The organism is Bacillus sp. JAS24-2 (genome assembly GCF_008274905.1).
GTDB lineage: Bacteria > Bacillota > Bacilli > Bacillales > Bacillaceae_G > Bacillus_A > Bacillus_A cereus.
Genome location: NZ_CP031068.1, coordinates 417,060 through 442,295, shown reverse-complemented (window position 1 = coordinate 442,295; position 25,236 = coordinate 417,060). Strand labels below are relative to the sequence as shown.

Sequence of the window (25,236 nt, the reverse complement as noted above, 5' to 3'; positions counted from 1 at the left end):
CATTGCTAACTGTTTTTACTGGAGGTGCTTACTTATGAGCAATTGGTACAGTAAGACGAAAGATCAAACATTAATTGACCTAGAAACAAACGAACAACACGGTTTAACAGATGAAATTGTAAGTGAACGTTTAAAGCAATACGGTTCTAATGAATTAGCTACAAAACAAAAACGCACTTTATGGCAGCGTATTTTCGCCCAAATTAATGACGTCCTCGTATATGTCCTTATTATTGCTGCCCTTATTTCTGCCTTTGTAGGTGAATGGGCGGATGCCAGTATTATCGCGCTTGTTGTAGTTTTAAATGCTGTTATCGGTGTTGTCCAAGAATCTAAAGCAGAACAAGCTTTAGAGGCACTAAAAAAGATGGCAACACCTAAAGCTATCGTCAAGAGACATGGTGAACTAAAAGAAATTCCATCTGAACACGTCGTTCCAGGGGATATCGTTATGCTCGATGCCGGACGATATATCCCATGCGATTTACGCCTTATTGAAACCGCAAATTTAAAAGTTGAAGAATCTGCTCTAACTGGTGAATCTGTCCCTGTTGATAAAGATGCAATCTACCACCCTTCCATGCAAAGTGATGAACAAGTACCACTCGGCGATCAAAAAAACATGGCCTTTATGTCTACTCTTGTAACATACGGAAGAGGCGTCGGTGTTGCTGTTGAAACTGGAATGAACTCACAAATTGGTAAGATTGCTACCCTTTTACATGAAGCAGACGATGATATGACACCACTTCAAAAAAGCTTAGCACAAGTCGGAAAATATTTAGGCTTTGTCGCTGTAGCTATTTGTATCATTATGTTTCTCATCGGTTTTTTACAAGGCCGGGATACGTTAGAAATGTTTATGACTGCTATTAGTTTAGCCGTTGCAGCTATTCCAGAAGGCTTGCCAGCTATCGTTTCCATCGTTCTTGCAATTGGTGTGCAACGTATGATTAAACAAAACGTTATCATTCGGAAACTACCAGCTGTTGAAGCCCTCGGTTCTGTCACAATTATTTGTTCAGATAAAACAGGTACGTTAACGCAAAATAAAATGACCGTTACTCACTTTTATAGTGATAACACATACGATCGCTTAGAAAGTTTAAATGTAAATAATAATGCGCAACGTCTATTGTTAGAAAATATGGTGCTATGTAATGATGCGTCTTATAATAACGAATCACAAACGGGAGACCCGACTGAAATTGCACTTCTCGTTGCTGGAACCACTTTTAACATGCAAAAAGATTATTTAGAAAAAATACATGAACGTGTTAACGAAGTACCTTTCGATTCAGATCGTAAAATGATGTCAACCGTACATACATACGATGGAAGCTACTATAGCATGACGAAAGGCGCTATTGATAAGCTCTTACCTCGATGTACCCATATTTTTAAAAACGGCAAAATCGAGATTTTAACTGATTCTGATAAAAATCAAATATTAGAAGCTGCCGGATCAATGTCTCAAGAAGCTTTAAGAGTACTTTCATTCGCATTTAAACAATACGATTCAAACGATATGGATATAAATCATCTTGAAGAAAACCTTATCTTTATTGGTCTTGTCGGTATGATTGATCCACCGCGAACTGAAGTGAAAGATTCAATTAAAGAATGTAAAAAAGCCGGTATTCGCACAGTTATGATTACTGGTGACCATAAAGATACCGCCTTTGCAATTGCCAAAGAACTTGGTATTGCTGAAGAAATATCTGAAATTATGATTGGAACTGAATTAGATAACATTTCAGATACAGAGCTAGCAAGCAAAATTAATCATTTAAATGTATTCGCCAGAGTCTCTCCAGAACATAAAGTAAAAATTGTAAAGGCATTGCGTGCAAAGGGAAATATCGTTTCTATGACTGGTGATGGTGTCAATGACGCTCCATCTTTAAAGCAAGCGGATGTTGGCGTAGCGATGGGCATTACAGGAACAGACGTTGCAAAAGGGGCAGCAGATGTCGTGTTAACAGATGATAATTTCTCATCTATTGTGAAGGCTGTTGAGGAAGGTAGAAATATTTATCGTAACATAAAAAAATCAATCCTCTTCCTACTCTCTTGTAACTTCGGAGAAATTATCGCTTTATTTTTAGCCATTTTACTTGGCTGGGCAACACCTCTACGACCTATTCACATTTTGTGGGTGAATTTAATTACAGATACACTTCCTGCATTATCACTTGGGGTTGATCCTGAAGATCCAGATGTGATGAAGGAAAAACCACGACATGCGAAAGAAAGTTTATTTAGTGGTAGCATTCCTTTTCTGATTTTCAATGGGGTTATCATTGGACTGTTAACGCTAATAGCTTTTATCGCCGGAGCAAAATTCTATACTGGAGATACAAATTTATTCCCTCTTTTCCCAGAACGAATTGATGACGATGCTCTATTACACGCTCAAACGATGGCATTTGTCGTTCTTAGTTTTTCTCAGCTCGTTCATTCATTTAACTTGCGTTCAAGAACGAAATCAATTTTTTCAATTGGGATCTTTACCAATAAATATTTAGTCTTCTCCCTTCTTATCGGTGTTCTTATGCAAGTTTGTATCATCTCCATCCCGCCCCTTGCAAATATATTCGGTGTACATGCATTAACGATGCGAGATTGGGGATTTGTTCTCTTATTAAGTATCATTCCACTTATTGTGAATGAGATTATTAAATTAGTGAAGAGAAACTAAAAGGCAATGAGGACTATTCCTCATTGCCTTTTCATTTACCCTACTATTTTCCGTGCAGTAAAACTCCCACCTCAAAATTCAGTTTGAGCAAAGAAGTTAGGTGGTAGATTAACTGCCCCTAAATGTCCAATTGGTGAAGGCTAATAATCGGTGGGGATGAACAAAACCCCACTGATTAAAGTTTCACTTTATCCTTGTAATTCTTTTTTAATGTTTTCAGTTAATGTAGCCATACGCTTGCGGCTTTCTTCACGCTCACGTTTGTTTTGTTCTTCAATTTGTTGTGTTTCTTGCATACCTCTTGAAATAATGTTCCAAGTTTCCTCAAGTGTTTCCATCTTAATACTAGAAGAACCTGATAATCTCGCTACTTCTACACTTTGCGTTGCGATATTTTGTGCATTTTTCTTAAGTAATTCATTTGTACGGCGATCCAGTTCAGCCATAGAATCTGCAACAAGCTTTTGACGCTTCGCATTTACCGCTTGAATGATACCATTTTTAAAGATCGGAATCGTTGTAATAAATGCTGTATTAATTTTACCAATTAATTTATTATTACCACGTTGAATCATACGAATTTGTGGTGCTGTAAGTAGTGCAACCATACGCGCTTTTTCTAAATCATCAATACGTTGCTCTAAAATTTCAACCGAGTTTTTAAGCGACTCTAATTCAATACCTGCTAATTGATCATTATTACGCACACGCTCTTCATACATCGGAACTAATTCTGTATTTAAACGCTCTAATAGCATTTCTCCTGCTACTACATACTTCTCTAAGTCTAAATAATATTTTAAGTTTTGCTCATACAAGCCATCTAACGTACCAATTGATTTTTTCATCTCATCTTGGTACTTCGTAATTTCCACATACACTTTATCAATTTCACGGCCCATCGTTTGATACTTGCTAAAGATTTGTTCAATCATTTTATCCGCTTTTTTGAACATACGTGAGAAGAAACCACTTTTCTCTTCCGCAAAGTCTTTGCTATCAAATCTGTCCATAATTTTACCAAGCTGTTTTAATAATTCACCAGAATCTTCTATCTTTGATAATGACATTGTATGTAAAATTTGATCAGCAAAACGTGAAATTTCCATAGAAGGTTCTTTTCCAAGTTCAATTAATTCTAATTGATCTTTAATATCTACCGCATTATAAATACGTTGTACATCCACATCTTGTCTAAGTTGCAAGCGAACATCTTGTGCTGTTTGCTCATTTAATTCTGTTTTCGGATCTAGTACGACTGGGTTATTCATATGGTATTCTCCCTTTCCTTATAAAAATGGACGAAATAGTCCTTTTATTGTTTGTGATAAATTTTTATAGGCTGATGAACCATGAAACTCAAGATCGAAATTAACCTCTTCAAGCCAATGGGAATCAAATGCCCCCGCTTCAATATACGGTTCAATATCGTTTCTTCCCGTTGGATTGAAATGGAATACATCTACTCCAATTTGATTTAAAAATAGTAATAAAACAGCATCAGAACGAGTTAACTCTCCACTCTTCTCATTATTAAATATAACAATTTTCGGCACATCTTGTGAATAATCAAATTTCTCAAGCTGTTCTAAAATATTCGGTGGTATTTGAGAAAGTTGCGCGAAAACATATAGCGCTACATCTTGTTTTGTCTCTTTCGCAATTGGTTTGCACATTTCACTTTCACACGTATGGATAATCGCTTCTGCAATCCCATGTTGTAAACCTTCCGGTAAACGCTTATGCGGCCACCAATGGCTATTCATAATTAGATCAGGATGTAATTTCCCCCCACGGTCTAATGCATCTCGATAATGATATTGGAAGTTTGCTTTTTGCTCTTTCGTAAATGGGAATGTATTAACTAGTATACTGTTATCAAATGATGTAACAGCCTTTAATCGTTGAAAATACTCTTTATCATTCTTTGAAACGCCTGATATTTTCGCAAATAAAGAAGGGATATAAATATGTTTATTTTCAACAAAGAATGTCGGGCGTACAAACGCCTTTTCTTTCGTAATTAAAAAGAGCTCATCATATGTTGTTTTTAGTGTACGAGCTACAGGCGTATAGGAACGGAATTGCCACGGCTTGTACAGCAGTGAATTATCGTGGTGAAGTACTTGCTCAATTTCTTTTGAAGCTTGATACGCTACTGTTGCCACACGCTCGCGGCGGCGATCTGGAAATGGTTCAAGAGAAATACGGCCTGGATGAGACACAATAAAGGTCCTTCCCTCTTCATCAACATTCTCAAATCCATCTTTTCCTTCTGGGTGATAATAAAGCACATCACAACCGAGCATAATAAGAAAGTATAAGAAATATATACGGCTTTCCTGTGCATCACCATACCAAACGATACGCGGCATCTGTTTCTTATAATTAATCGTAGAAAACCACTTCGCTACATAATTTTCGCTTAGTTTAATTATGTCGATTAAGAAACGACGGAAGCCTTCTGTCTTTAACGACTGATTATGTTGTTTCTCATATAATTTCAATAGTGAAATAAACGTCGTATGTATGTAATGCTGTAAATCAGGATTGTCTACTTTCGGTAAAAGTTGTTTCCCAGATAAGTGTGCAACTAACCTATTTACTGTCAGACCATTTGGTGCTTCTTGATGTAATCCGAACACTTCTTGAATATGACGAAGCTTTTCCGAATCAATCACTTTGTTTAAATTTTGTTCGTGTAAAACTTCGATTCCTTTCGCTTCACTATAATCAAACAGTTCATTAAAATATTCATCTACATCATTAGGAACGCCAAGGATTCGACATGCTATATAACTAAATTTCATCTCATTCTCTGTCAGTTCATATTGTGGACGTTTTTCTAAAAGCGTTTCAAATTGCTTTAAATCTGATTCATCTTTTAATGCATATGGTTGAAGTGTAAAACGTGAAAACACAACAGTTCACCTCCAAAAACAGTTACGTTTTTTCTAAGTCCTTCTTCTATTATAAACTATTTTTTGTTATAAAAAATGGGCGCTCGCAAAACGAGCAAACCCATTTCAATTATTTATTATCTTCTTTAGTAGCTGCAACTTCTTCTTTAGCTTGTCCAGAATTCTTCATGTAGTGAATTATAAATGTTGCTCCAAATGCTACAACTAAAATAATAAAGAATAGTGTATGACTAATCTCAATCTCGATTAAAGACAGTAACATTTTCGATGCAATAATTAAGATTAAAATGTATGCTGTCGTTTCAAGCTCTGGAATACGCTCTAATAATTTCAAGAATACACCGGCAATACCACGCATCATTAAAATACCTAGCATTCCGCCTAATAATAAAATCCAAACTTCATTAGATACACCAAATGCAGCAAGTACACTATCTACAGAGAATGCGATATCCATTAATTCGACCATTGCAACTGTTCCCCAGAAGACACCGAACATTCTGAAGAAAATACTGTTTTGGTTCATACCATGAGCTTCCTCTTCTTCACCTGCACCTTTACGCTTATCAATAAAGTATTTTACTGATAACCAAGCAAGGTAAAGTGCACCAAGAAGTTTTACCCACCATAATTTAATCAAGAACATTCCGATTCCAATTGCAATAAAGCGGAATATATAAGCTCCAATAAGTCCATAGAATAATGCTTTTTTACGTTTCTCTTCAGGAAGGTGTTTTACCATTACCGCTAACACAAGTGCGTTATCAGCAGATAACAACCCTTCAAGTACAACAAGTGTACCAATTAATCCCCAAGATACTGGATCTTGCAACACTTTAATCCACATGTCCAAGTCGAAAAACTGAGCATACGTATCAAGGATTCCTTGCAAAATACTCATCTTACCTTTATCCCCTATTCTTTGCTAGATTTATAGAAAGGTCAAAAAAAGGAAACGAATATCGTTTCCTTTCTATGCATCCAAGCCATACGCTCTTACAAGCGCACCTAAACCACCTTGGAATCCACTTCCTACTGCATTAAACTTCCACTGTCCATTATGACGGTATAATTCACAAAAGACAACTGCTGTTTCGATAGAGAAGTCTTCCCCTAAATCAAAACGAAGAACTTCTTCGTTCGTCTCTTCATTCGCTAAACGAACGAATGCGTTTCCTACTTGTCCAAAGTTTTGATTACGGCCTTCCGCATCATAAATTGTAACTGTAATAGCAATTTTATGAACGTCTGCTGGAACCTTTTTCAAATCTACAACAAGTTGCTCATCGTCGCCTTCGCCTTCACCTGTTCTGTTATCGCCAGTATGTAAAACTGATCCACAAGGAGACTTTAAATTATTATAGAAGATAAAATCAGTTTCCTTCGTACATTTCCCGTTCGCATCTAATAAAAAAGCAGATGCATCTAAATCGAAATCGTCTCCGCCATCATAAGATTTAATATCCCATCCAAGACCAATTACTGCTTTTGTTAAACCAGGACTCGTCTTACCTAAATCAATCTTCTGTCCTTTTTGTAACTGAATAGCCATTTATATTCACCTCTATATTTTTATCTTTAAAAATATACCCATCAGTAAACATGCATTTCACCAATGGATATATAAATTGAATCTATTACTCTACATCTAAACCAAAGTTATTACATAGAGACGCTAACCCACCTTGGAATCCACTTCCGATTGCATTGAACTTCCAATCACCTGCATGGCGGTATAATTCACCTACTACTACCGCTGTTTCAATAGAGAAATCTTCTCCTAAATCGTAACGAATTAACTCTGCATTCTTTTCTTCATCGAGAATACGTACGAATGAGTTAGAAACTTGACCAAAGTTTTGGCTGCGGCCTTCTCCATCATAAATTGTAATTGTGAAACAAATACGTTCGATGTGAGCAGGAACATTTTTTAAATCGATTTTAATCGCTTCATCATCGCCTTCGCCTTCACCAGTTCGGTTATCTCCTAAATGCTCTACAGCACCATTCGCACCTTTGGGATTATTATAGAAAACGAAATCTTCTGCTCCTGAAACTTTACCGTTCGCACCTACTAAAAAGATACTAACATCTAAATCGAAATCAGCTTGTCCATCATAACGATTTGTATCCCAGCCAAGCCCTACAAGTACCTTTGATAAACCTGGATTTGTTTTTGTTAAATCTACCTTTTGTCCCTTTTTTAAAGAAATAGATGCCATTTAAAAATTCCTCCTTAGTTTATCCTATTGATAACGTGATACAATCTCACTTAAGTTTTTATCTTGCGTGCCTTCTCCAACTGCTGAAAACTTCCACTCATTTTCGTAGCGATACATTTCTCCTGCAATTAAAGTTGTTTTACTAGCATAGTTTTCTGATAAATTATAACGTGCTAATTCCTCACCTGTATGAGGATTTTGAATACGAATATAAGCGTTACGAATCATACCAAAGTCTTGACGTCTGTTTACACAGTCATAAATATTTACAACGAATACTAAACGGTTAATACGACTTGGGACTTTATGTAATTCTACAAAGATTGTTTCATCGTCACCTTCGCCTTCACCTGTTAAATTATCTCCTGAATGAATAATACTACCACAAGTAGAAAGTTTGTTTCCGAAGTAAACTAAATCATTTTTGTTTAAAAAACGATCTCCTTCTAACATAACAACAGATGCATCACAATCTATATTTGGTTTACTTCCAAATAATGAAGACAGAAATCCACCTGATTGCCCAATTGGATCCCAGCCTAAGCCAACCTGTAGTTTTGCTACTTTTGGTTGTCCTTTCGTTAAATCGATCTTTTGACCTTTTTCTAAAATAATAGGCATGAAGTTTCTCCCTTTCTACAAAGCATTTTCCATATCGGAAAATATTGTATTCTTCTCTTATATTGTAGCATTATTTACCTATTGATAAAAAGGATAAATTCTCAGTTATATGAAAACATTCATATAATTTACTTATGATGATGTAATAAGTGGTAAATAGCACCAATCATTCCTGCACAATTACCGTTTTGTGCAAGTTCAATCTCACAATTATTATAAATCTCTTGATTTAAGTATTTACTGACCTCTTCTTTTACTTCTTTTAAAAACTCATTTCCTCTATCGGTAATTCCTCCCCCAATAATAATTGTTTCTGGATTAAAAATATAAGCAAGATTACTAATTCCGATTGCCAAATGTTTAAAGAAAATCCCAACTGCTTGAGCAACTTCTCTATCTCCTTTATCATACAACTCAAAAATTGTTCTCCCATTCCACTCGCCTTTGCCTTTATATTTTCTTACAAGCCGAATTAATCCTGAAATCGAAGCAACCTCTTCAAACGTTTTTCCTTCTATTAGCATATTCCCCCATTCACCAGCACTAAATGAATGTCCTCGGTACAATTCTCCATCTATAAAAATTGCTCCCCCAACTCCTGTTCCAATGGTGAGCATAATAAAGTTCTCTTTCTCTCTTACACTACCATTCCACTTTTCTCCAAACGCTGCACAATTCACATCATTGTCAATCGATACTGGAACTTTTAATATCTCTTGCAATCTATCAATAATAGGAATAGTACTATATCCCGGAATATGATCCGCGCCTCCCGTCACAATTCCCTTATTAATATCAACAATTCCCGCAGTGCTAATACCAATTCCGGCAATAGTATGTTCATTCATTAATTTTTTTGATAAAAGAATGAGTTTTTGAATAATTTGTTCTCCGCCTAAGTGAATTTCTGTTGCAACTGTTTTACGCTTTAATACTCTCCCTGCTTCTGAAATAATGCCATACTTAATTTGCGTACCGCCAATATCAAACGCTATATACTCTTTCATCTACTGCCACTTCCTCTACCGTTATGAATGTAAATTCTCCACCTATTTGTAGGAAATCTACATTAACTCTTTTCTGCTTTGACAAATATACTACCTTTTTCTATATATAGTTTTTTTTGCATAAAACTCTTTTTCCTAAGAAATATTACAAAGGGATGTATTTTAGATGGAACATTCATTTCTTAGGAGGAAAACCATGACGAAAATCTTCATTTTAGCATCAACACTCTCTCTATCTTTTTTTAGCGGTTTAAATATCGGTAATGCTGCAACTGAAAACTTCCAACCATTAACAAACGCTATTGTACAAAATAGCGATCATTTTGCAGAAGGAAACTCAAAGGATAATAATAAACCTCCAGGAAATAACGGTTCTCAGGACGATAGTGGTTCCGGTGGCAGCGGCTCTGGTGAAAACGGTTCTGGTGAAAACGGTTCTGGTGGCGATGGCTCTGGCGGCAATGGTTCCGGCGGTAACGGTTCTGATGGCAGTGGCTCTGGCGGCAATGGTTCCGGCGATAACGGTTCTGGTGGCAACGGTTCTAGCGGCAGTGGTTCTGGTGGCGATGGCGGCAACGGTTCCGGCGGTAATGGTTCTGGTGGCAACGGTTCTAGCGGCAGTGGTTCTGGTGGCGATGGCGGCAACGGTTCCGGCGGTAATGGTTCCGGTGGCAGTGGTTCTGGCGGTAACGGTTCTGGTGGCAATGACTCTGGTGGCAGTGGTTCTGGCGGTAACGGTTCTGGTGGCAACGGTTCTAGCGGCAGTGGTTCTGGCGGCTCTGGCGGCAACGGTTCCGGCGGTAATGGTTCCGGTGGCAGTGGTTCTGGTGGCAATGACTCTGGTGGCAGTGGTTCCGGCGATAACGGTTCTGGTGGCTCTGGCTCTGGTAGCAACGGCTCTGGTGGCAGCGGTTCTGGCGGTAACGGTTCTGGTGGTAACCGTTCTGGTAGCAACGGCTCTGGTGGCAGCGGTTCTGGCGGTAACGGTTCTGGTGGTAACCGTTCTGGTGGTAACCGTTCTGGTGGCGATGGTTCTGGTGGCAGTGGCTCACACGGCGGTAATGGCTCTCAAGGTGGCAATCGTGTTAAAGGCGATAGCAATTCTCAGGAGGGCAACGGTTCTCAAGGGGGTAATGTAAAAGATAATACGAAAAAACAAGGTGATAAATTACCGAATACCGCAACGCATTACCCTATATCTATTTTAATGGGTCTTTCAATATTCCTAATTGGTATGTTACTGTTTATTCGTCGTAAAAACGTAAAATAAGAGCAACATACTTCCATCTAAAGAATACATGAAATACTTTATAAAACTAAAAAGGACTTTGGATTGCATTTTATTATGCAGCCCAAAGTCCTTTTTATCACCTATCAGAAAAAGTATTAATACGCTTTTCCCCAATACACCATTTGTTTAGCTTCTTTACCACAACAAATACATTCATCAGCTAAATGCTCTTGCTCAAAAGGCATACAACGTGAAGATACTCCAACTTCTTCTTTTAGTTTTTCTTCACAAGCTAATTCCCCGCACCACATTGCCTTAATAAAGCCTTGCTTTTCGTCAGCTATTTTTTTCATCTCTTCGAAATTTGTCGCAACATACGTATTCTCATCGCGAAATGCTTTTGCTTTATCAAATAAAGCAATATGAATTTCTTCAAGTAATGCTGGAATACGTTCTTCTAATTGATCCATTGGTACAAACTCTTTTTCCTTCGTGTCTCTTCTTACAAGTACAACTTGATTCTTTTCAATATCTTTAGGGCCAACTTCTAATCGAATTGGAATCCCCTTCATTTCATACTCATTAAATTTCCAGCCTGGTGTTTTATTACTAGCATCTATTTTTACTCGTGCAACCTTTTGAATATGTCCTTGTAACTCTGTTGCTTTTGCTAAAACTCCTTCTTTATGCTGAGCAATCGGTACAATAACAACTTGCACTGGAGCGACTTTTGGTGGCATTACAAGTCCATTATTATCACTATGAACCATTATTAGCCCGCCTATCATTCTTGTTGATACACCCCAAGATGTTTGGTGCACATATTGCCACTTACCGTTACGATCTAAAAACTTAATATCAAATGCTTCAGAGAAATTCGTTCCAAAGTTATGAGAGGTTCCTGTTTGAAGCGCTTTTCCATCATGCATTAAACTTTCAATTGTATAAGTTGCCTTTGCTCCAGCAAACTTCTCCTTTTCTGTTTTTTGCCCTTTAATAACTGGTATCGCTAAATAATCCTCACAAAAAGAAGCATATAAGTTTAAAATATTTAATGTTTCAGTCTGCGATTCTTCTGCCGTTTCATGGATTGTATGACCCTCTTGCCATAAAAATTCAGTCGTACGAAGGAATGGCCTAGTTGTCTTCTCCCAACGAACTACTGAACACCACTGATTATATAACTTTGGCAAATCATTATAGGATTGCACAATTTTTGAAAAGTGCTCACAGAACAAAGTTTCAGATGTAGGACGTACACAAAGTCTTTCCGCTAACTTTTCATCTCCACCATGCGTAACCCATGCTACTTCAGGAGCAAATCCTTCAACATGATCCTTCTCTTTTTGCAATAAACTCTCTGGGATAAACATTGGCATATATACATTTTCATGGCCAGTTCCTTTTAACTTCTCATCCATCACCTTCTGCATATTCTCCCATAAGGCATAACCATACGGACGTAAAATCATGCACCCTTTTACACTTGAATAATCAACAAGTTCGGCTTTTTTTACAATATCGGTATACCACTGCGCAAAGTCCTCTTCCATCTTCGTAATGGCTTGCACTTGTTCTTTTGCCATAGTCAGTCTTCCTCCTTCTAGAAAATACAAAAAAGCCCGCGTCCCTAAATAGGGACCGAGCTTTGCCGGCGTTACCACCCTGATTCATGCACAAAAATTGCGCATGCTCTCTTTTTGATAACGGGAAATTCCCGCTGCATATGCAGAACTCAAAGGCAGGTTCCATATTGCCTTTTTAAGAATCTTTCAGCCTGACGGATTCTCTCTCTGCTAAAAAGGTTGAACATGTACTAGTCCTTTTTCATCGTTATAACGAAATAAATTTGTTGATTATCATAATACAAATTCTTTTTTAAAACAATAGCTAATTTTCTTATTTTTATATATCCTTTTCATTTTTTGCAGTTTTATACGTAGCTTTTCCGCGTAATTTTCACAAGTTGATGTGCAATCATACCGATAAGTGTACCAATTAGGACGAAGAAACCAATAAATCCATATCCCATTCCTTCCCACCCACCAATAACCATCATTGTAACGGGAAAGGACGCTAAGCAAAGAAGTATTAAACTAAGTGCAAATATAATATCAAACTGTTTGTCTGGAAACCGTTTCTTTAGTAAATATGAAATAGTAAATACAAGGATAATCGTGATTCCGCCAATGATGTAAAAAATACCAAATCCATCTAACCAATCCATAGTGTTCCCTCCCTCCATAGATTCCCTTATACTTAATTATATGTTTAATTTTTCTGAAAATAAATAATAAACTTTCACCTAAATATATATATTTATTACTAGGTGTTAATAGTAATATATAATAATAGGTTTTATATAATCAGGAGGGAACTTTATGGATAAAGCATTAACAAACCACGTCATCATTTTATCATTCGACTGTTTATCAGCTTTAGATTTTCCTATACTACAAAAACTACCTCATTTCCAATCTCTAATAAAAAAGGGCACGGTTGTCGAAAAAGTAGAACCAATTTATCCTTCTGTAACATATCCAAGCCACTCAACAATCGTAACTGGTAATTACCCTAACAAGCACGGTGTTGTTAGCAATACGTTACTTCAACCAGGGCGTGAATCACCTGATTGGCATTGGTACCGAAAATCAATAAAAGGAACAACATTGTATGATGAAGCGCGCAAAGCAAATTTAACGACAGCTGCCCTTCTATGGCCTGTTACTGGAAGAGCGAACATCGATTACAATTTACCAGAAATTTTCCCCAATAGACCTTGGCAAAATCAAGTGTTAGTTTCCTTATTTAGCGGTAGCCCACTATACCAATTAGATTTAAATCGTCGTTTCGGCCATATAAGAAATGGTTTATCACAACCAGAGCTGGATGATTTCGTCCTCGCCTCTGCTGTGCATACAATCCAGACGAAAAAGCCTAATGTCATGTTCGTACATTTCACCGATCTAGACACACAAAGACACTATCACGGCTTTGAATCTAACGAAACAACAGCTGCTATCCAGAGACACGACGAACGTCTAGGGAAAATTATTCAAGCACTAAAAGAAAGTGACCTATACGAAGAAAGTACAATTATTGCCCTTGGTGATCATAGCGCTTTAAGTGAAAACAAATCCATCCAATTAAATGTGCTATTCCATCAAAGAAGACTTATATCTCTTAATAAAAAAGGAAAATTAGTAGACTGGAAAGCCTATTGCCAAAGTTGCGACGGCTCTGCCTATGTATATGTAAAGGACAAAAATGATACGGATACAATCCGGGAGGTACAACTACTCCTTGAAGAACTACTTCAAAATAAACAAAACGGAATTGAATTTATACTTCATGATGAAGCTGCCAAAGACTGCGGTGCAGACGGTAATTGTTTATTCATGTTAGAAGCACGAGAAGGGTATTATTTCACTGAAAACTATACAGGAGATTTTATAAAAGAAATTACTGAAAAAGATGTTACGCCTAGTAAAAAATATACATTTGGTACGCATGGATACTCTCCAACAAAACCTAACTATGAAACAATTTTTATCGCTGCTGGGAAAGGAATAAAAAGTGGCTTTACCGTCCCGTATATGAGACTTATTGATGAAGGTCCAACTATCGCTAGACTACTCGGTTTACACTTAGGTGAAACAGACGGAGCAATTGTAGAGGATTTACTCCAATTGTAAAGAACTGTGTATATATGTAAAAGTTATGTAAAATTCATCACTGTTTCTCTTTTTATAATTTTTATTTTTGTACACTGTTAGTAAAACAAATTTAAGGGGGAACATTATATGAAAAAAATGTCCAGACAAGAAAAAAGCTGGATATTATACGATTGGGCGAACTCTGTATACTCGCTCGTCATTACAACTGCATTATTTCCAATTTACTTTAAAGCAGCTGCAAAAGAAGCTGGACTATCTGGGGCAACTTCAACAGCATATTGGGGATATGCAAACTCATTCGCAACACTTTTAATTTCTATACTTGCTCCTATTCTTGGCACAGTTGCTGATTATAAAGGATTTAAAAAACGTTTTTTCACATTCTTCTTTGGACTCGGTATCGTATTTACAAGTATGTTAGCAGTCGTTCCAACCTCTCAGTGGTACTTATTGCTAGGGTGCTATATGCTCGCCTTAATCGGCTTTGCTGGAGCAAACATTTTCTATGATGCATTTTTAGTAGACGTCACTTCTGAAGATAGAATGGACCGAATTTCTACAAGAGGATTTGCATTAGGTTATATCGGGAGTACAATTCCTTTTATCGGTTGTATCGCTCTTATTATTCTTTCTCAAAAAGGAACTATTCCCTTATCGGTCGGCATTGCTAGTCAAATTTCCTTTGCAATAACAGCTCTTTGGTGGGGGTTATTTACAATTCCAATGCTAAAAAACGTAGAGCAAACACACTATATTGAGCGTCATCCAAGACCTATTAGAATGAGCTTCAAACGTCTTGCTGATACTTTTAAAAATATTAAAGAATATAAAACTGTATTTATGTTTCTAATCGCTTACTTTTTCTATATTGACGGAGTCGATACAATTATTACTATGTCTACTGCTTACGGAACCGATCTCGGTATTAGTGCAACGAATCTATTAATCATATTATTTGTAACACAAATTGTCGCTTGTCCATTTGCTTTACTATACGGAAAATTATCTGAAACATTTACTGGCAAAAAAATGCTATATGTCGGTATCATTATTTATATCATTATTTGCACATATGCTTATTTTTTAAAAACGACACTTGATTTTTGGATTTTAGCAATGTTAGTTGCTACATCTCAAGGTGGTATTCAAGCACTAAGTCGTTCATACTTTGCAAAACTAGTACCAAAAGAATCTGCTAATGAATTCTTCGGATTTTATAATATATTTGGGAAGTTTGCCGCAATTATGGGTCCGGTATTAGTCGGTGTTACAACGCAATTAACAGGAAAAACAAACGCTGGTGTTCTTAGTATTATTGTTCTATTTATTATCGGAGGATTCTTACTAACTAGAGTTCCAGAAAATAATACATCCGTTACACCACCTAGTCCAAAGACTAAAACGCTATAAGAAAAGATCCTCTTCTCATAAGAAGAGGATCTTTTTTATTTTTAAAGGTGCGCCTTATAATGAACGACTCTACTGCTTGTACAAAAATAATTTATCAACAGTTGTTCCTAATACTTCAGCTAAACGGAACGCTAACGCTAAGCTTGGATCATATTTATTATTCTCAATTGCATTTATCGTTTGTCTAGAAACCTTACATTTATCAGCTAATGCGCCTTGTGAAATATTATTTTCAGTGCGTAATTCATAGATTTGATTTTTCACACCATTGCTCCTAACCTGTAAAATCGTTTTTACAACATCAGTATATAATTGGCTCATATAGTTGTCAAAAGTTCCTCAAAGAAAAAAGGAGCAATATTGCTCCCTTACAATAGTTATTTTGAAGCTAATGAATTTGTTAGTGCCTCTTTGTTAGCGATATCTTCTTTCTTTATTTGCATACGTACAACTGGCCCTATCGCTAATAAAATAAGTGCCATCGCTATACAAAACACAGTAACTAGTGAAGTTAGTTCCTTTAATCCTCCAGCTAATGAAGTTCCAATTAGCATTGCCCCCATAAACAGTGGTAAAATCGTTCCATTTACTCTTCCAACCATATTTTCTGGTACAAGTTGAATCATAAGCGTACCGACAACAATATTAACACAAGCTAAACAAATACCTGTTCCAAATCTCATGAAACTAGTAATCCAAAATGATGTAGATAGCCCTTCTACTAAAAATGAAATGGCTAATATACCCATACCGAATACAAACATCTTTTTCGGATTCACTTTTGAAGCGAAAACTGCAGCAACAATACCACCGAGTAACATACCTATTCCGTCAGCTGCCGCTAAATATTGAACAGCTTCTTTTTCCATACCTAAACGTTCAATTACAAGGAATACTTCTAATGGATTCGTTAATCCAACAGCTAAACCCATAATTGTAAAAGTGATCGTAATCATACGTAAATTTTTCGTATGAAGAACATACTTCCAACCTTCTTTTATATCATTTTTTAATGAGTCTCTCGCCACCTGCTCTTTTTCAACCCATTTTGGTAAGAATGAAAGGGCGATAGCAGATAACAAAAATAAAATGATTAAGCTATATAGTGATGTAAATAAACCAAGTTGTGTATACACAAGCGATCCTACCACTGGTCCAAAAATCAGAAATAATGACTGTAATGTTTGGTTAAATGCAATCGCATTTGCTACCTCTCCTTCTTTTACATAGCGCTTAAATATACGCGAAGATGAGGGCTGAGAAAACTGACCTACAATCGCGGAAATGAGTGTTGCAAAAAATATAGCCTGCCAATAATCCAGCTTTAACAACAAGACAATTCCTATAATAGACAGTACACTTAATACATCTCCAGCGACCATTGTTCTTTTCGGATTCCAGCGATCAGCTAGCGCACCACCGATAAACGAGAAAATAAAAATAGGTGCATATTCCATAACTGATAACAATGAAACAGAAACTGGATCATTATTCGTTCGCTCCATTATAAAATACAAAAGAGCCATATTTCTGATCCAAATTGCAAATTGTTGTAAAATATCAGACGCCATAACGAGCATAAATGCTCGGTTTTTAAATAAAGCGTTCATTTTCATTCCCCTTTCATAAACCGACCGTTCGGTCTAATTTATTTTGTAAGAAAAGCAACTGACCTATTATTCAGCTGCCATTCCTTTTAACAATACATCTATTGCCTTTTTATAAATACGTTTCAGCTCTTTATAATCTAATTCGTAGTAAAGCACTCCAAGTCCTGATAATAATCCGTTTACAATATACATAAGATCACGAGTATTATCTTCACGGAACTCTCCAGACTGTATACCTACTTCAATTAATTTCTCAAACATAACATATGATTCTCTAGTTAAAGCTAACAGTTCATCCAGAATCTCTTTACTTACAACTTGGCTCATAGAGAATTCCTCTATTGCATTTGAAATTGGTTGCTGTATGTCCTCTACATGATATTCCGCGAGACCATATAGTTTTTCAGTACTAGTGCTATACAACTTCTCTTTTTCATTCCATTTTTCAATCCAATCATACGTATGCTGTTTCACTACAAATAAAAATAATTCTTCTTTACTTTTAAAGTGATAATAAATACTTCCTTTACTTCGCTCTGTAATTTCACAAATCTCTTCCATAGATGTAGCTGCGTAGCCCTTCTGTGAAAATAGACTTTCTGCTTTATATGCAATTTCTTTCTTTATCTCTTCTGCGCTTCTTCTCATATTCACACCTCTTTAAACCGACCGTTCAGTCTAATAATAACAAATCAAAAACCTCTATCGCAAGAGGCTATATTCCTTATTTAAGAAAACGTACTTTCAAACCAAGTTCGAATCATATGTATGGTTCCAAATTTAAATGCTAATTTAACAAGAAATACGCCTCCCGCAGCTAATAAAAATAACACTACTTTCCCCTTATTTTTCACTTTCGGTTCCCTTTTCATTTCCATTCCCCTTAGTATGTTAAAAATATTAAACAAACGTTTGTTTAACTGTGTTTATGCATATGTAAGCCGACTAATCAAACGTTTGTTTAAAAAGAAATACGCCTATATAAGGCGCATTTTTATCAATCACCACCGCCACCACAGCTTCCTCCGCTATCTCCCCCAAAAGATCCTCCACAATCATGTGAGCCGCCATCATGCGAGCTATCATTATCAGATCCAGCAAAGAAAAATAACGGTGATGAGCTGTTAGATGAATTATGAATGTTATTTTGTTTTGTAAGATTTACCTTCTTTTTGTTCGATCGAACTGCTGTTACGATTGTTCCAACTACAACAAATAATAGTATGACAATAATAAATTCCATTTAAAAGCCTCCCTTATTCCTCGAATAATTGAATGGTTCTCTCTAGATTTTCAAGTGAAATGAAGCGTGATTCACGAAGAATTTCTTTTCCATTATGAAATAATAAAATTGTTGGCCCTGTAAATACTCCATATCGCCCCGCAATCTCCTGCATGTCTTGTAGTAATATCTCTATTTTCTCTACGTAATCATAATTCTCTAATACGCAATTTACTTTTCTTAGCATAACATCACAAACACCACAATTTTCCGTTTTAATAAACAGAAGTACCAATTGTTGTTCTTCGATATAGGTCGCTAATTCTTCTATCGTTTTAAATGTAGTCATCTTATCCCTCTTAGCGTAATTTACGAAATACTTTGTCTTGATACATACGAAAAGCTGAACTATCTTTAATCTTTCTCTTTTCCATTACCTGCTGAAAACGAAGCGTTTTTGCTGTTAACTCTTCTCGTAATCTCTTTCTCTCTTCTTCATCATAACAGCAAGCAATTAGATCCTCTATTTTTAATATATCTTTTTGTAGTTCCATTTCTGGTGGAATCATTCCCGCATTTTTTAAAATTTTATAACTCATTCTAAGTTCTGGAGGTACCATTGAAAGATCTTCTAATTGTAGTGGTTTTCCTTTTCCCGGAAGATAATCAAGATCACCATTCCGTATTGCTTGTCGAATTTTTTCTTCAGCAATGTTCAAAAACACATCCACACCATTCCCTCCTTTACATATTTTTACTATTATTTTACATGATATTTCCTTATCTTTCTATGCCTTTAATAATTGGCTCCATACAATTTTTTCTCAAATTTATTTATAATGAGCTTTTTCCTCCCATACCGATCTTTCGTTTTCATATACAGTTTGTATTCAAGCCTTTTTGTATTGAGAAAGTCTTTTTCAATTTAATAAAGCGTTTACACTAAATCTTACATTTGTTACGATTTAATCACCCCCAGCTCCCTTGTATAGACTTCGTGATGTCTGATCATTTTATCTAGACGTTTTATACGTCTAGATTCATTTTGATTTATTGGCGTATGCCTTTAAATATATCTTTTATTTTGAAAGGAGAAATGGCTATGAGGTCTCAAAAATTCACACTGTTATTACTATCTCTACTACTTTTCTTACCTCTTTTTCTCACAAATTTTATTAATCCAAATCTCGCATTAGCAGATTCACAAAAGCAAAGTCAAAAAATTGTTGGATACTTTCCTTCGTGGGGCGTTTACGGACGTAATTATCAAGTTGCTGACATTGATGCATCAAAACTTACTCACCTTAACTATGCTTTCGCGGATATTTGTTGGAACGGAAAACATGGAAACCCTTCTACTCATCCTGATAATCCAAATAAACAAACGTGGAACTGTAAAGAATCTGGTGTACCATTGCAAAATAAAGAGGTTCCTAATGGTACTCTCGTACTCGGTGAACCATGGGCTGATGTTACCAAATCGTATCCTGGCTCAGGGACAACTTGGGAAGATTGCGATAAATATGCCCGTTGCGGAAATTTCGGGGAACTAAAACGATTAAAAGCTAAATATCCTCACTTAAAAACAATTATTTCCGTTGGTGGCTGGACTTGGTCTAACCGCTTTTCTGATATGGCCGCTGATGAAAAAACAAGAAAAGTATTTGCTGAATCTACAGTAGCTTTTCTTCGCGCATATGGGTTTGATGGCGTAGATTTAGACTGGGAATATCCGGGCGTTGAAACGATTCCTGGTGGTAGTTATCGTCCTGAAGATAAACAAAATTTCACTCTCCTTCTTCAAGACGTCCGAAATGCTTTGAATAAAGCAGGTGCTGAAGATGGCAAACAATATTTACTAACAATCGCTTCAGGTGCAAGTCAACGCTACGCTGATCATACAGAACTAAAGAAAATTTCTCAAATACTCGATTGGATTAATATTATGACATATGATTTCCACGGCGGATGGGAAGCTACTTCTAATCATAATGCAGCTCTATATAAGGATCCAAATGACCCAGCAGCAAATACGAATTTTTACGTAGATGGTGCTATAAATGTTTATACAAATGAAGGTGTTCCAGTCGATAAACTAGTATTAGGCGTACCCTTTTACGGACGTGGCTGGAAAAGTTGTGGCAAAGAAAATAACGGACAATATCAACCTTGCAAACCAGGTAGTGATGGGAAACTTGCTTCTAAAGGTACTTGGGATGATTACTCTACCGGTGACACAGGTGTGTATGATTACGGTGATTTAGCAGCCAATTACGTTAATAAAAATGGTTTTGTACGCTACTGGAATGACACAGCTAAAGTACCTTACTTATATAATGCAACTACAGGCACATTTATTAGCTACGATGACAATGAATCTATGAAATACAAAACAGACTATATAAAGACGAAAGGTTTAAGTGGAGCAATGTTTTGGGAACTAAGCGGAGATTGCCGTACAAGTCCAAAATATAGTTGCAGTGGTCCGAAATTACTTGATACGCTAGTAAAAGAATTACTTGGTGGACCTATTAGTCAAAAAGATACTGAGCCACCAACGAATGTTAAAAACATTGTAGTTACGAATAAAAATTCAAACTCAGTTCAATTAAACTGGACTGTATCTACTGATAACGTAGGAGTTACGGAATATGAAATTACTGCTGGAGAAGAGAAATGGAGTACAACAACAAATAGCATTACAATTAAAAACTTAAAACCTAATACGGAATACAAATTTTCGGTAATTGCCAAAGATGCTGCTGGAAATAAATCACAACCTACCGCTCTTACTGTCAAAACGGATGAAGCTAATACGACACCTCCTGATGGAAATGGTACTGCTACATTTTCAGTCACTTCGAATTGGGGCAGCGGTTATAACTTCTCGATTATAATCAAAAATAATGGAACGACTCCTATTAAAAATTGGAAATTAGAATTTGATTATAGCGGCAATTTAACACAAGTTTGGGATTCTAAAATTAGTAGTAAAACAAATAATCATTATGTAATTACGAACGCAGGATGGAATGGTGAAATTCCTCCTGGTGGATCTATTACAATTGGCGGTGCAGGAACAGGTAATCCTGCCGAACTTTTAAATGCCGTCATTAGCGAAAACTAGACGTAATATCCATTAATTACTTCAATAAAGTTTGAATTTAGGTTTGAGCAATACCTCCTAAATTCAAACTTTTAATTTTATGAAAAATCAAAAATATCACAATAACCTATTATAATTATATTTAATTTCTAATATGAAGTTTATATGGAGTTCATTTGAATTTTACATGAATTTCCTTTAATTTCTATTGTCTTCCTATAATATCCATATTATCCTTTACATAAAGGAATTATTTTTATTCCATTTTGAACTATCTATATATATAAAGAAAGATAGTCACCTGTTAGGGAAAGGCTTTCGTATTATAAATATAACAAAAGAAAAAGCACGCTTATAAGCGCACCATAAGAGTGCTTCTTCATACAATTCTCATGTAAGAGTTCTCGAAAATCATGTTAATCATAAAGAAAAGGCATTAGCTCATAAAAGCTAATGCCTTTTCTTTATTCATATTGTTCAGCATTCCAATCTTCTATATTCCATACTTTTGTTATCCACGATTCATAGAAAGAAGGTTCATGTGAGACAATTAAAACTGTTCCTTTGTATTGTTGTAACGCTTCCTGTAAAGCCATCTTAGTTTCTACATCCAAATGATTAGTCGGTTCGTCTAAAATTAAAACATCAGCTTTTTCTATTTTTTCATATAAGGAGCTAACACACCTAAAATCTCTTCTTTATCCTTTTTTAATTCGAGTGATGTTAACATATCCATCGTTCTCGGCCTAGGTAATTTCACTTGTACCTCGCCAACTATTGACGCTGGTCTTTGAGATAAAATAAATACGCGATCTGAAAGCAAGATTGCCTCATCTAAGTCATGTGTAACCATAACGATTGTTTGCTTCTCTTGATGCCAAGAGTTTAAAAGCCAGCTATGTACTTCCATTTTTGTAAATGCATCTAATTTACCAAAAGGCTCATCAAGCAGCATAATTGGCTTTTCACATAAATATGTGCGCAGAAAACTAATTCTTTGACGCATACCACCAGACAATTCATCTGGATAATGGTTTGCATATTCATCTAGTTCGAACTGCTTTAATGCTTCCATTCCTTCTGTCAGCCTTTGTTTTTTCGGCTTTCCTTCAATTTCTAACGGAAGAACGATATTTTGCAAAGCTGATCGCCACGGTAGTAATAAATCTTGTTGTGGCATATAACTAACAACATCTTGCTCTTGTACTTGCTTATCGTTATACGTTACGTTCCCGCTTGTTGGTTTTTCAACATTTGCAATCATGTTTAATAATGTGCTTTTCCCGCAACCACTCGGTCCTACAAAGGAAACAAACTCTCCCTCTTGTATAGAGGCACTAATATTCTCTAATACATTCTTTCCGTCGAAAGATTTCACTATATTTTTTATTTGTAATCCGCTCATTTTTCACTTGGAAGGAATTCATTTGTAAAAGCATCTTTTACATCGATTTTCTTTTTAATAACTTTGTTGTCATATAAGAAATTCATGTAATTCGTCCAAATTTCTTCCTTCTGTACTCCCCATGCTTTAGCATCATCTTGATACTTCGTACTTAACCATTTTTGGCTTTCTTGAACTAAATCTTTATTCACATCTGGAACAGCTTTAATTAAAATATCAGCAGCCTCTTTCGGTTCCTTAATTGCAAAATTATAACCTTCTGTCGTTGCACTCATAAACTTTTTCACAAAGTCTTTATCTTGCTTCGTATGTTTTTCACTCGTAATAATAACAGGACTATAGAAATCAAGCGCTGGATCTAAGTCCTTCACCATAATCGTATTTAACTCTTTTCCTTGACGCTTCGCTTCAATACCATCCCAACCGTAATAAATCCATTCGAAATCTGCATCACGGCCAATTGATTTAAAGAAATCTGTTTGTCCTAAGATGATTTTTTCAACTTTATTAAAATCAGCTTGATGTTTATCCATAATCGTCTTTAATGTCGCTTCTTCTGCTGGTCCTCCCCAGCCGCCGTAACGTTTACCTTCAAAATCTTTTGGTGACGTCATATTGTCTTTCTTAAGCGATGCAAACGCTGAAGTGTTATGCTGAATAATCGCTCCTACAGATACAACAGGAATTCCTTCTACACGAGCTAACGTTACATTTTCTTGTGCACTTATTGCGAAGTCTGCTTTTCCTGATGCTATCATTTGCTCTGCTGTTACATTGTCACCTGGTTGAATAATTTCTACATCTAATCCTTGCTTTTTGTAATAATCTTTCGTTTTCGCTACATACAAGCCAGTATGATTCGTATTTGGAAACCAATCTAATACTACTTTTACTTTTTGATCTTTACTTGCACTTTCTTCTTTCTTCGCCGGATTACATCCAGCCACACCTACCGCTACTAAGGCAGCTAACATAACTTTCAAACCTTTTTTCATTTTCTGCCGTCCTTTCTATATATCCATGGTGCTGTTATTCTTGCCATAAACTCTACGATAAAATACAGGCATAATGTGACCATAACGATGATTGCTGCAACACCAAATACTCGGGCAGTCAAAAAGGATTTTGTAGCCCTCGTAAGCATAACGCCTAATCCTTCACTTGCACCGAGCCATTCTCCGATAATTGCCCCCATTACGCTATATGTAACTGCAATTTTTAAACCTGAGAAAAAGTATGGGAGCACTGCTGGAAATTTTACCTTCTGGTAAACTTGCCATTTCGTCGCCTTCATTGTTTGTAACAGTTTCAGCATATTTTTATCTACTGTTTGAAAACCTTCTAAAATACTAAGCGCAATTGGGAAGAAACAAACGAGTATTACGACCATTACTTTCGGCAACATCCCATATCCAAACCAAATAATAAATAGCGGTGCAAGTACAACAATTGGAATTGTTTGCGAAATAACGAGCAATGGATTTATTAAAATACGAAATAACGGTATAACGTCCATAATAATTGCGATACTCGTCCCCAATAAAATTGCAAAGAATAGTCCAATTATAACTTCCTGCAGTGTTTGCATCGTATTTGGTAATAGTAAATCTTTCATCCCAATTAATTCTTGAACAATGGCAGAAGGCTTTGGTAAAATCCACGGTTCGATTTTAAATAATGAAACAGATCCTTCCCATATCGCAATGAGAAGGATAAGCCAAATAGTTGTAATAAGTTTAGATTGCTTCTGGTTTTGCATATTCATCACGGTACTTCCAAACCTTTTCATCTATCGTTACACCAGTGCTTGGACGATAATGGATTTTAATAGAAGTAATCACCTCTTCTGCTCCAGCATCGACGCAAGCTTGTTGCGCACGTTTAACGACATCAAGAAGTACATCTAATTCTCCTTCCAAAGTTGTTTCCATTGCCCCTACTTCATAACGAACTCCCGATTGTTGCACAACTTCAATTGCTTTATCGACAACAGAATATACATCTTTCGTTTTCGCTTGTGGTACTACTGAAAATGACATTGTAACTTGTTGTGACATAATAAAATCCCCCTTATAAAATTAAATTTCAAAAATAAGAAAAGGC

25 protein-coding genes, 1 pseudogene and 1 other annotated feature are annotated in these 25,236 nt (G+C 36.2%); of the genes and pseudogenes, 5 read left to right on the top strand and 21 right to left on the bottom strand.

Annotation, left to right across the window (positions count from 1 at the left end; translation table 11 throughout):
• Positions 1 to 34: 34 nt before the first annotated feature.
• The gene (locus DN407_RS02350; RefSeq protein ID WP_149215976.1) at positions 35 to 2,701 is read left to right on the top strand and encodes a cation-translocating P-type ATPase; all 2,667 of its coding nucleotides are present in this window, start codon (positions 35 to 37) and stop codon (positions 2,699 to 2,701) included.
• A 188-nt stretch (positions 2,702 to 2,889) separates the two neighbouring features.
• Here DN407_RS02350 and DN407_RS02345 read toward each other — a convergent pair whose 3' ends face one another.
• From DN407_RS02345 to DN407_RS02315, 7 genes are all read right to left on the bottom strand, one after another.
• Complete coding sequence (locus DN407_RS02345) at positions 2,890 to 3,972, bottom strand: toxic anion resistance protein (RefSeq protein WP_149215975.1); 1,083 nt, start codon at positions 3,970 to 3,972, stop codon at positions 2,890 to 2,892.
• Between the two features lie 18 nt (positions 3,973 to 3,990).
• On the bottom strand, positions 3,991 to 5,622 hold the full coding sequence (locus tag DN407_RS02340) for a YceG family protein (RefSeq protein ID WP_000492865.1): 1,632 nt from the start codon (positions 5,620 to 5,622) through the stop codon (positions 3,991 to 3,993).
• Between the two features lie 109 nt (positions 5,623 to 5,731).
• Positions 5,732 to 6,523 (bottom strand): TerC family protein, encoded by a 792-nt coding sequence (locus tag DN407_RS02335; protein WP_000025688.1) that lies wholly within the window; start codon positions 6,521 to 6,523, stop codon positions 5,732 to 5,734.
• A gap of 72 nt (positions 6,524 to 6,595) precedes the next feature.
• On the bottom strand, positions 6,596 to 7,174 hold the full coding sequence (locus tag DN407_RS02330; protein WP_001007532.1) for a TerD family protein: 579 nt from the start codon (positions 7,172 to 7,174) through the stop codon (positions 6,596 to 6,598).
• A gap of 85 nt (positions 7,175 to 7,259) precedes the next feature.
• Positions 7,260 to 7,844, bottom strand: coding sequence for a TerD family protein (locus DN407_RS02325; protein ID WP_000146720.1), 585 nt, complete (start codon positions 7,842 to 7,844; stop codon positions 7,260 to 7,262).
• A 24-nt stretch (positions 7,845 to 7,868) separates the two neighbouring features.
• Positions 7,869 to 8,465: a TerD family protein gene (locus tag DN407_RS02320; RefSeq protein ID WP_001121578.1), complete on the bottom strand. Its 597-nt coding sequence runs from the start codon at positions 8,463 to 8,465 to the stop codon at positions 7,869 to 7,871.
• Between the two features lie 128 nt (positions 8,466 to 8,593).
• On the bottom strand, positions 8,594 to 9,472 hold the full coding sequence (locus DN407_RS02315) for an ROK family protein (protein WP_000666107.1): 879 nt from the start codon (positions 9,470 to 9,472) through the stop codon (positions 8,594 to 8,596).
• 196 nt (positions 9,473 to 9,668) lie between these two features.
• Between DN407_RS02315 and DN407_RS02310 the strand changes: the two genes are divergently transcribed.
• Positions 9,669 to 10,742, top strand: a complete 1,074-nt coding sequence (locus DN407_RS02310) for an LPXTG cell wall anchor domain-containing protein (RefSeq protein WP_149216742.1) — start codon at positions 9,669 to 9,671, stop codon at positions 10,740 to 10,742.
• Between the two features lie 116 nt (positions 10,743 to 10,858).
• On the opposite strand, the gene proS is transcribed toward DN407_RS02310, so the two are convergent.
• Positions 10,859 to 12,289: a proline--tRNA ligase gene (gene proS, locus DN407_RS02305; RefSeq protein ID WP_097856519.1), complete on the bottom strand. Its 1,431-nt coding sequence runs from the start codon at positions 12,287 to 12,289 to the stop codon at positions 10,859 to 10,861.
• A gap of 47 nt (positions 12,290 to 12,336) precedes the next feature.
• Positions 12,337 to 12,543: a binding site (T-box leader), on the bottom strand.
• A gap of 93 nt (positions 12,544 to 12,636) precedes the next feature.
• On the bottom strand, positions 12,637 to 12,930 hold the full coding sequence (locus DN407_RS02300) for a YesK-like family protein (RefSeq protein ID WP_000383858.1): 294 nt from the start codon (positions 12,928 to 12,930) through the stop codon (positions 12,637 to 12,639).
• A 154-nt stretch (positions 12,931 to 13,084) separates the two neighbouring features.
• Here DN407_RS02300 and DN407_RS02295 point away from each other — a divergent pair, with 154 nt between their 5' ends.
• On the top strand, positions 13,085 to 14,398 hold the full coding sequence (locus DN407_RS02295; RefSeq protein ID WP_149215974.1) for an alkaline phosphatase family protein: 1,314 nt from the start codon (positions 13,085 to 13,087) through the stop codon (positions 14,396 to 14,398).
• 108 nt (positions 14,399 to 14,506) lie between these two features.
• Positions 14,507 to 15,790 carry an MFS transporter gene (locus DN407_RS02290; protein WP_000738812.1) on the top strand — a complete coding sequence of 428 codons (1,284 nt, stop codon included), beginning with the start codon at positions 14,507 to 14,509 and terminating at the stop codon, positions 15,788 to 15,790.
• 69 nt (positions 15,791 to 15,859) lie between these two features.
• On the opposite strand, the gene DN407_RS02285 is transcribed toward DN407_RS02290, so the two are convergent.
• The 7 genes from DN407_RS02285 to DN407_RS02255 all read right to left on the bottom strand — a co-directional run bounded on the left by DN407_RS02285 (position 15,860) and on the right by DN407_RS02255 (position 19,353).
• On the bottom strand, positions 15,860 to 16,111 hold the full coding sequence (locus tag DN407_RS02285; protein ID WP_002023181.1) for a helix-turn-helix transcriptional regulator: 252 nt from the start codon (positions 16,109 to 16,111) through the stop codon (positions 15,860 to 15,862).
• 56 nt (positions 16,112 to 16,167) lie between these two features.
• On the bottom strand, positions 16,168 to 17,400 hold the full coding sequence (locus tag DN407_RS02280) for an MFS transporter (RefSeq protein WP_000992567.1): 1,233 nt from the start codon (positions 17,398 to 17,400) through the stop codon (positions 16,168 to 16,170).
• Between the two features lie 66 nt (positions 17,401 to 17,466).
• The gene (locus tag DN407_RS02275; protein ID WP_001254434.1) at positions 17,467 to 18,048 is read right to left on the bottom strand and encodes a TetR/AcrR family transcriptional regulator; all 582 of its coding nucleotides are present in this window, start codon (positions 18,046 to 18,048) and stop codon (positions 17,467 to 17,469) included.
• A gap of 80 nt (positions 18,049 to 18,128) precedes the next feature.
• The gene (locus DN407_RS02270; protein ID WP_000817981.1) at positions 18,129 to 18,272 is read right to left on the bottom strand and encodes a hypothetical protein; all 144 of its coding nucleotides are present in this window, start codon (positions 18,270 to 18,272) and stop codon (positions 18,129 to 18,131) included.
• Between the two features lie 125 nt (positions 18,273 to 18,397).
• The gene (locus DN407_RS02265) at positions 18,398 to 18,643 is read right to left on the bottom strand and encodes a hypothetical protein (protein ID WP_000394369.1); all 246 of its coding nucleotides are present in this window, start codon (positions 18,641 to 18,643) and stop codon (positions 18,398 to 18,400) included.
• A gap of 13 nt (positions 18,644 to 18,656) precedes the next feature.
• The gene (locus DN407_RS02260; RefSeq protein WP_000206517.1) at positions 18,657 to 18,971 is read right to left on the bottom strand and encodes a thioredoxin family protein; all 315 of its coding nucleotides are present in this window, start codon (positions 18,969 to 18,971) and stop codon (positions 18,657 to 18,659) included.
• 10 nt (positions 18,972 to 18,981) lie between these two features.
• A complete protein-coding gene (locus tag DN407_RS02255) occupies positions 18,982 to 19,353 on the bottom strand; it encodes a DnaJ family domain-containing protein (RefSeq protein ID WP_000382380.1) in 372 nt (123 codons plus the stop codon).
• A 371-nt stretch (positions 19,354 to 19,724) separates the two neighbouring features.
• Between DN407_RS02255 and DN407_RS02245 the strand changes: the two genes are divergently transcribed.
• A complete protein-coding gene (locus tag DN407_RS02245; protein WP_149215973.1) occupies positions 19,725 to 21,749 on the top strand; it encodes a glycosyl hydrolase family 18 protein in 2,025 nt (674 codons plus the stop codon).
• A 443-nt stretch (positions 21,750 to 22,192) separates the two neighbouring features.
• Here DN407_RS02245 and DN407_RS02240 read toward each other — a convergent pair.
• The 5 genes and pseudogenes from DN407_RS02240 to DN407_RS02220 form a co-directional block, all read right to left on the bottom strand.
• Positions 22,193 to 22,387: pseudogene (locus DN407_RS02240) on the bottom strand (P-loop NTPase family protein); the annotation flags it as partial.
• A complete protein-coding gene (locus DN407_RS02235) occupies positions 22,384 to 23,133 on the bottom strand; it encodes an ABC transporter ATP-binding protein (RefSeq protein WP_097796286.1) in 750 nt (249 codons plus the stop codon). The gene DN407_RS02235 and the pseudogene DN407_RS02240, both read right to left, overlap by 4 nt.
• Positions 23,130 to 24,128 (bottom strand): ABC transporter substrate-binding protein, encoded by a 999-nt coding sequence (locus DN407_RS02230; protein ID WP_000715568.1) that lies wholly within the window; start codon positions 24,126 to 24,128, stop codon positions 23,130 to 23,132. Before DN407_RS02230 ends, DN407_RS02235 begins: the two co-directional genes overlap by 4 nt.
• Positions 24,125 to 24,898 carry an ABC transporter permease gene (locus tag DN407_RS02225; protein ID WP_001057166.1) on the bottom strand — a complete coding sequence of 258 codons (774 nt, stop codon included), beginning with the start codon at positions 24,896 to 24,898 and terminating at the stop codon, positions 24,125 to 24,127. Before DN407_RS02225 ends, DN407_RS02230 begins: the two co-directional genes overlap by 4 nt.
• Complete coding sequence (locus tag DN407_RS02220) at positions 24,870 to 25,190, bottom strand: MTH1187 family thiamine-binding protein (RefSeq protein WP_000082906.1); 321 nt, start codon at positions 25,188 to 25,190, stop codon at positions 24,870 to 24,872. Before DN407_RS02220 ends, DN407_RS02225 begins: the two co-directional genes overlap by 29 nt.
• Positions 25,191 to 25,236 lie beyond the last annotated feature (46 nt).

Bases quoted from the DNA above. Each gene is read 5' to 3' on its own strand.
- DN407_RS02350 (WP_149215976.1), top strand. From the start codon at position 35: ATGAGCAATTGGTACAGTAAGACGAAAGATCAAACATTAATTGACCTA.
- DN407_RS02345 (WP_149215975.1), bottom strand. From the start codon at position 3,972: ATGAATAACCCAGTCGTACTAGATCCGAAAACAGAATTAAATGAGCAA.
- DN407_RS02335 (WP_000025688.1), bottom strand. From the start codon at position 6,523: ATGAGTATTTTGCAAGGAATCCTTGATACGTATGCTCAGTTTTTCGAC.
- DN407_RS02330 (WP_001007532.1), bottom strand. From the start codon at position 7,174: ATGGCTATTCAGTTACAAAAAGGACAGAAGATTGATTTAGGTAAGACG.
- DN407_RS02325 (WP_000146720.1), bottom strand. From the start codon at position 7,844: ATGGCATCTATTTCTTTAAAAAAGGGACAAAAGGTAGATTTAACAAAA.
- DN407_RS02320 (WP_001121578.1), bottom strand. From the start codon at position 8,465: ATGCCTATTATTTTAGAAAAAGGTCAAAAGATCGATTTAACGAAAGGA.
- DN407_RS02315 (WP_000666107.1), bottom strand. From the start codon at position 9,472: ATGAAAGAGTATATAGCGTTTGATATTGGCGGTACGCAAATTAAGTAT.
- DN407_RS02310 (WP_149216742.1), top strand. From the start codon at position 9,669: ATGACGAAAATCTTCATTTTAGCATCAACACTCTCTCTATCTTTTTTT.
- proS (WP_097856519.1), bottom strand. From the start codon at position 12,289: ATGGCAAAAGAACAAGTGCAAGCCATTACGAAGATGGAAGAGGACTTT.
- DN407_RS02300 (WP_000383858.1), bottom strand. From the start codon at position 12,930: ATGGATTGGTTAGATGGATTTGGTATTTTTTACATCATTGGCGGAATC.
- DN407_RS02295 (WP_149215974.1), top strand. From the start codon at position 13,085: ATGGATAAAGCATTAACAAACCACGTCATCATTTTATCATTCGACTGT.
- DN407_RS02290 (WP_000738812.1), top strand. From the start codon at position 14,507: ATGAAAAAAATGTCCAGACAAGAAAAAAGCTGGATATTATACGATTGG.
- DN407_RS02285 (WP_002023181.1), bottom strand. From the start codon at position 16,111: ATGAGCCAATTATATACTGATGTTGTAAAAACGATTTTACAGGTTAGG.
- DN407_RS02280 (WP_000992567.1), bottom strand. From the start codon at position 17,400: ATGAACGCTTTATTTAAAAACCGAGCATTTATGCTCGTTATGGCGTCT.
- DN407_RS02275 (WP_001254434.1), bottom strand. From the start codon at position 18,048: ATGAGAAGAAGCGCAGAAGAGATAAAGAAAGAAATTGCATATAAAGCA.
- DN407_RS02270 (WP_000817981.1), bottom strand. From the start codon at position 18,272: ATGAAAAGGGAACCGAAAGTGAAAAATAAGGGGAAAGTAGTGTTATTT.
- DN407_RS02265 (WP_000394369.1), bottom strand. From the start codon at position 18,643: ATGGAATTTATTATTGTCATACTATTATTTGTTGTAGTTGGAACAATC.
- DN407_RS02260 (WP_000206517.1), bottom strand. From the start codon at position 18,971: ATGACTACATTTAAAACGATAGAAGAATTAGCGACCTATATCGAAGAA.
- DN407_RS02245 (WP_149215973.1), top strand. From the start codon at position 19,725: ATGAGGTCTCAAAAATTCACACTGTTATTACTATCTCTACTACTTTTC.
- DN407_RS02235 (WP_097796286.1), bottom strand. From the start codon at position 23,133: ATGAGCGGATTACAAATAAAAAATATAGTGAAATCTTTCGACGGAAAG.
- DN407_RS02230 (WP_000715568.1), bottom strand. From the start codon at position 24,128: ATGAAAAAAGGTTTGAAAGTTATGTTAGCTGCCTTAGTAGCGGTAGGT.
- DN407_RS02225 (WP_001057166.1), bottom strand. From the start codon at position 24,898: ATGAATATGCAAAACCAGAAGCAATCTAAACTTATTACAACTATTTGG.
- DN407_RS02220 (WP_000082906.1), bottom strand. From the start codon at position 25,190: ATGTCACAACAAGTTACAATGTCATTTTCAGTAGTACCACAAGCGAAA.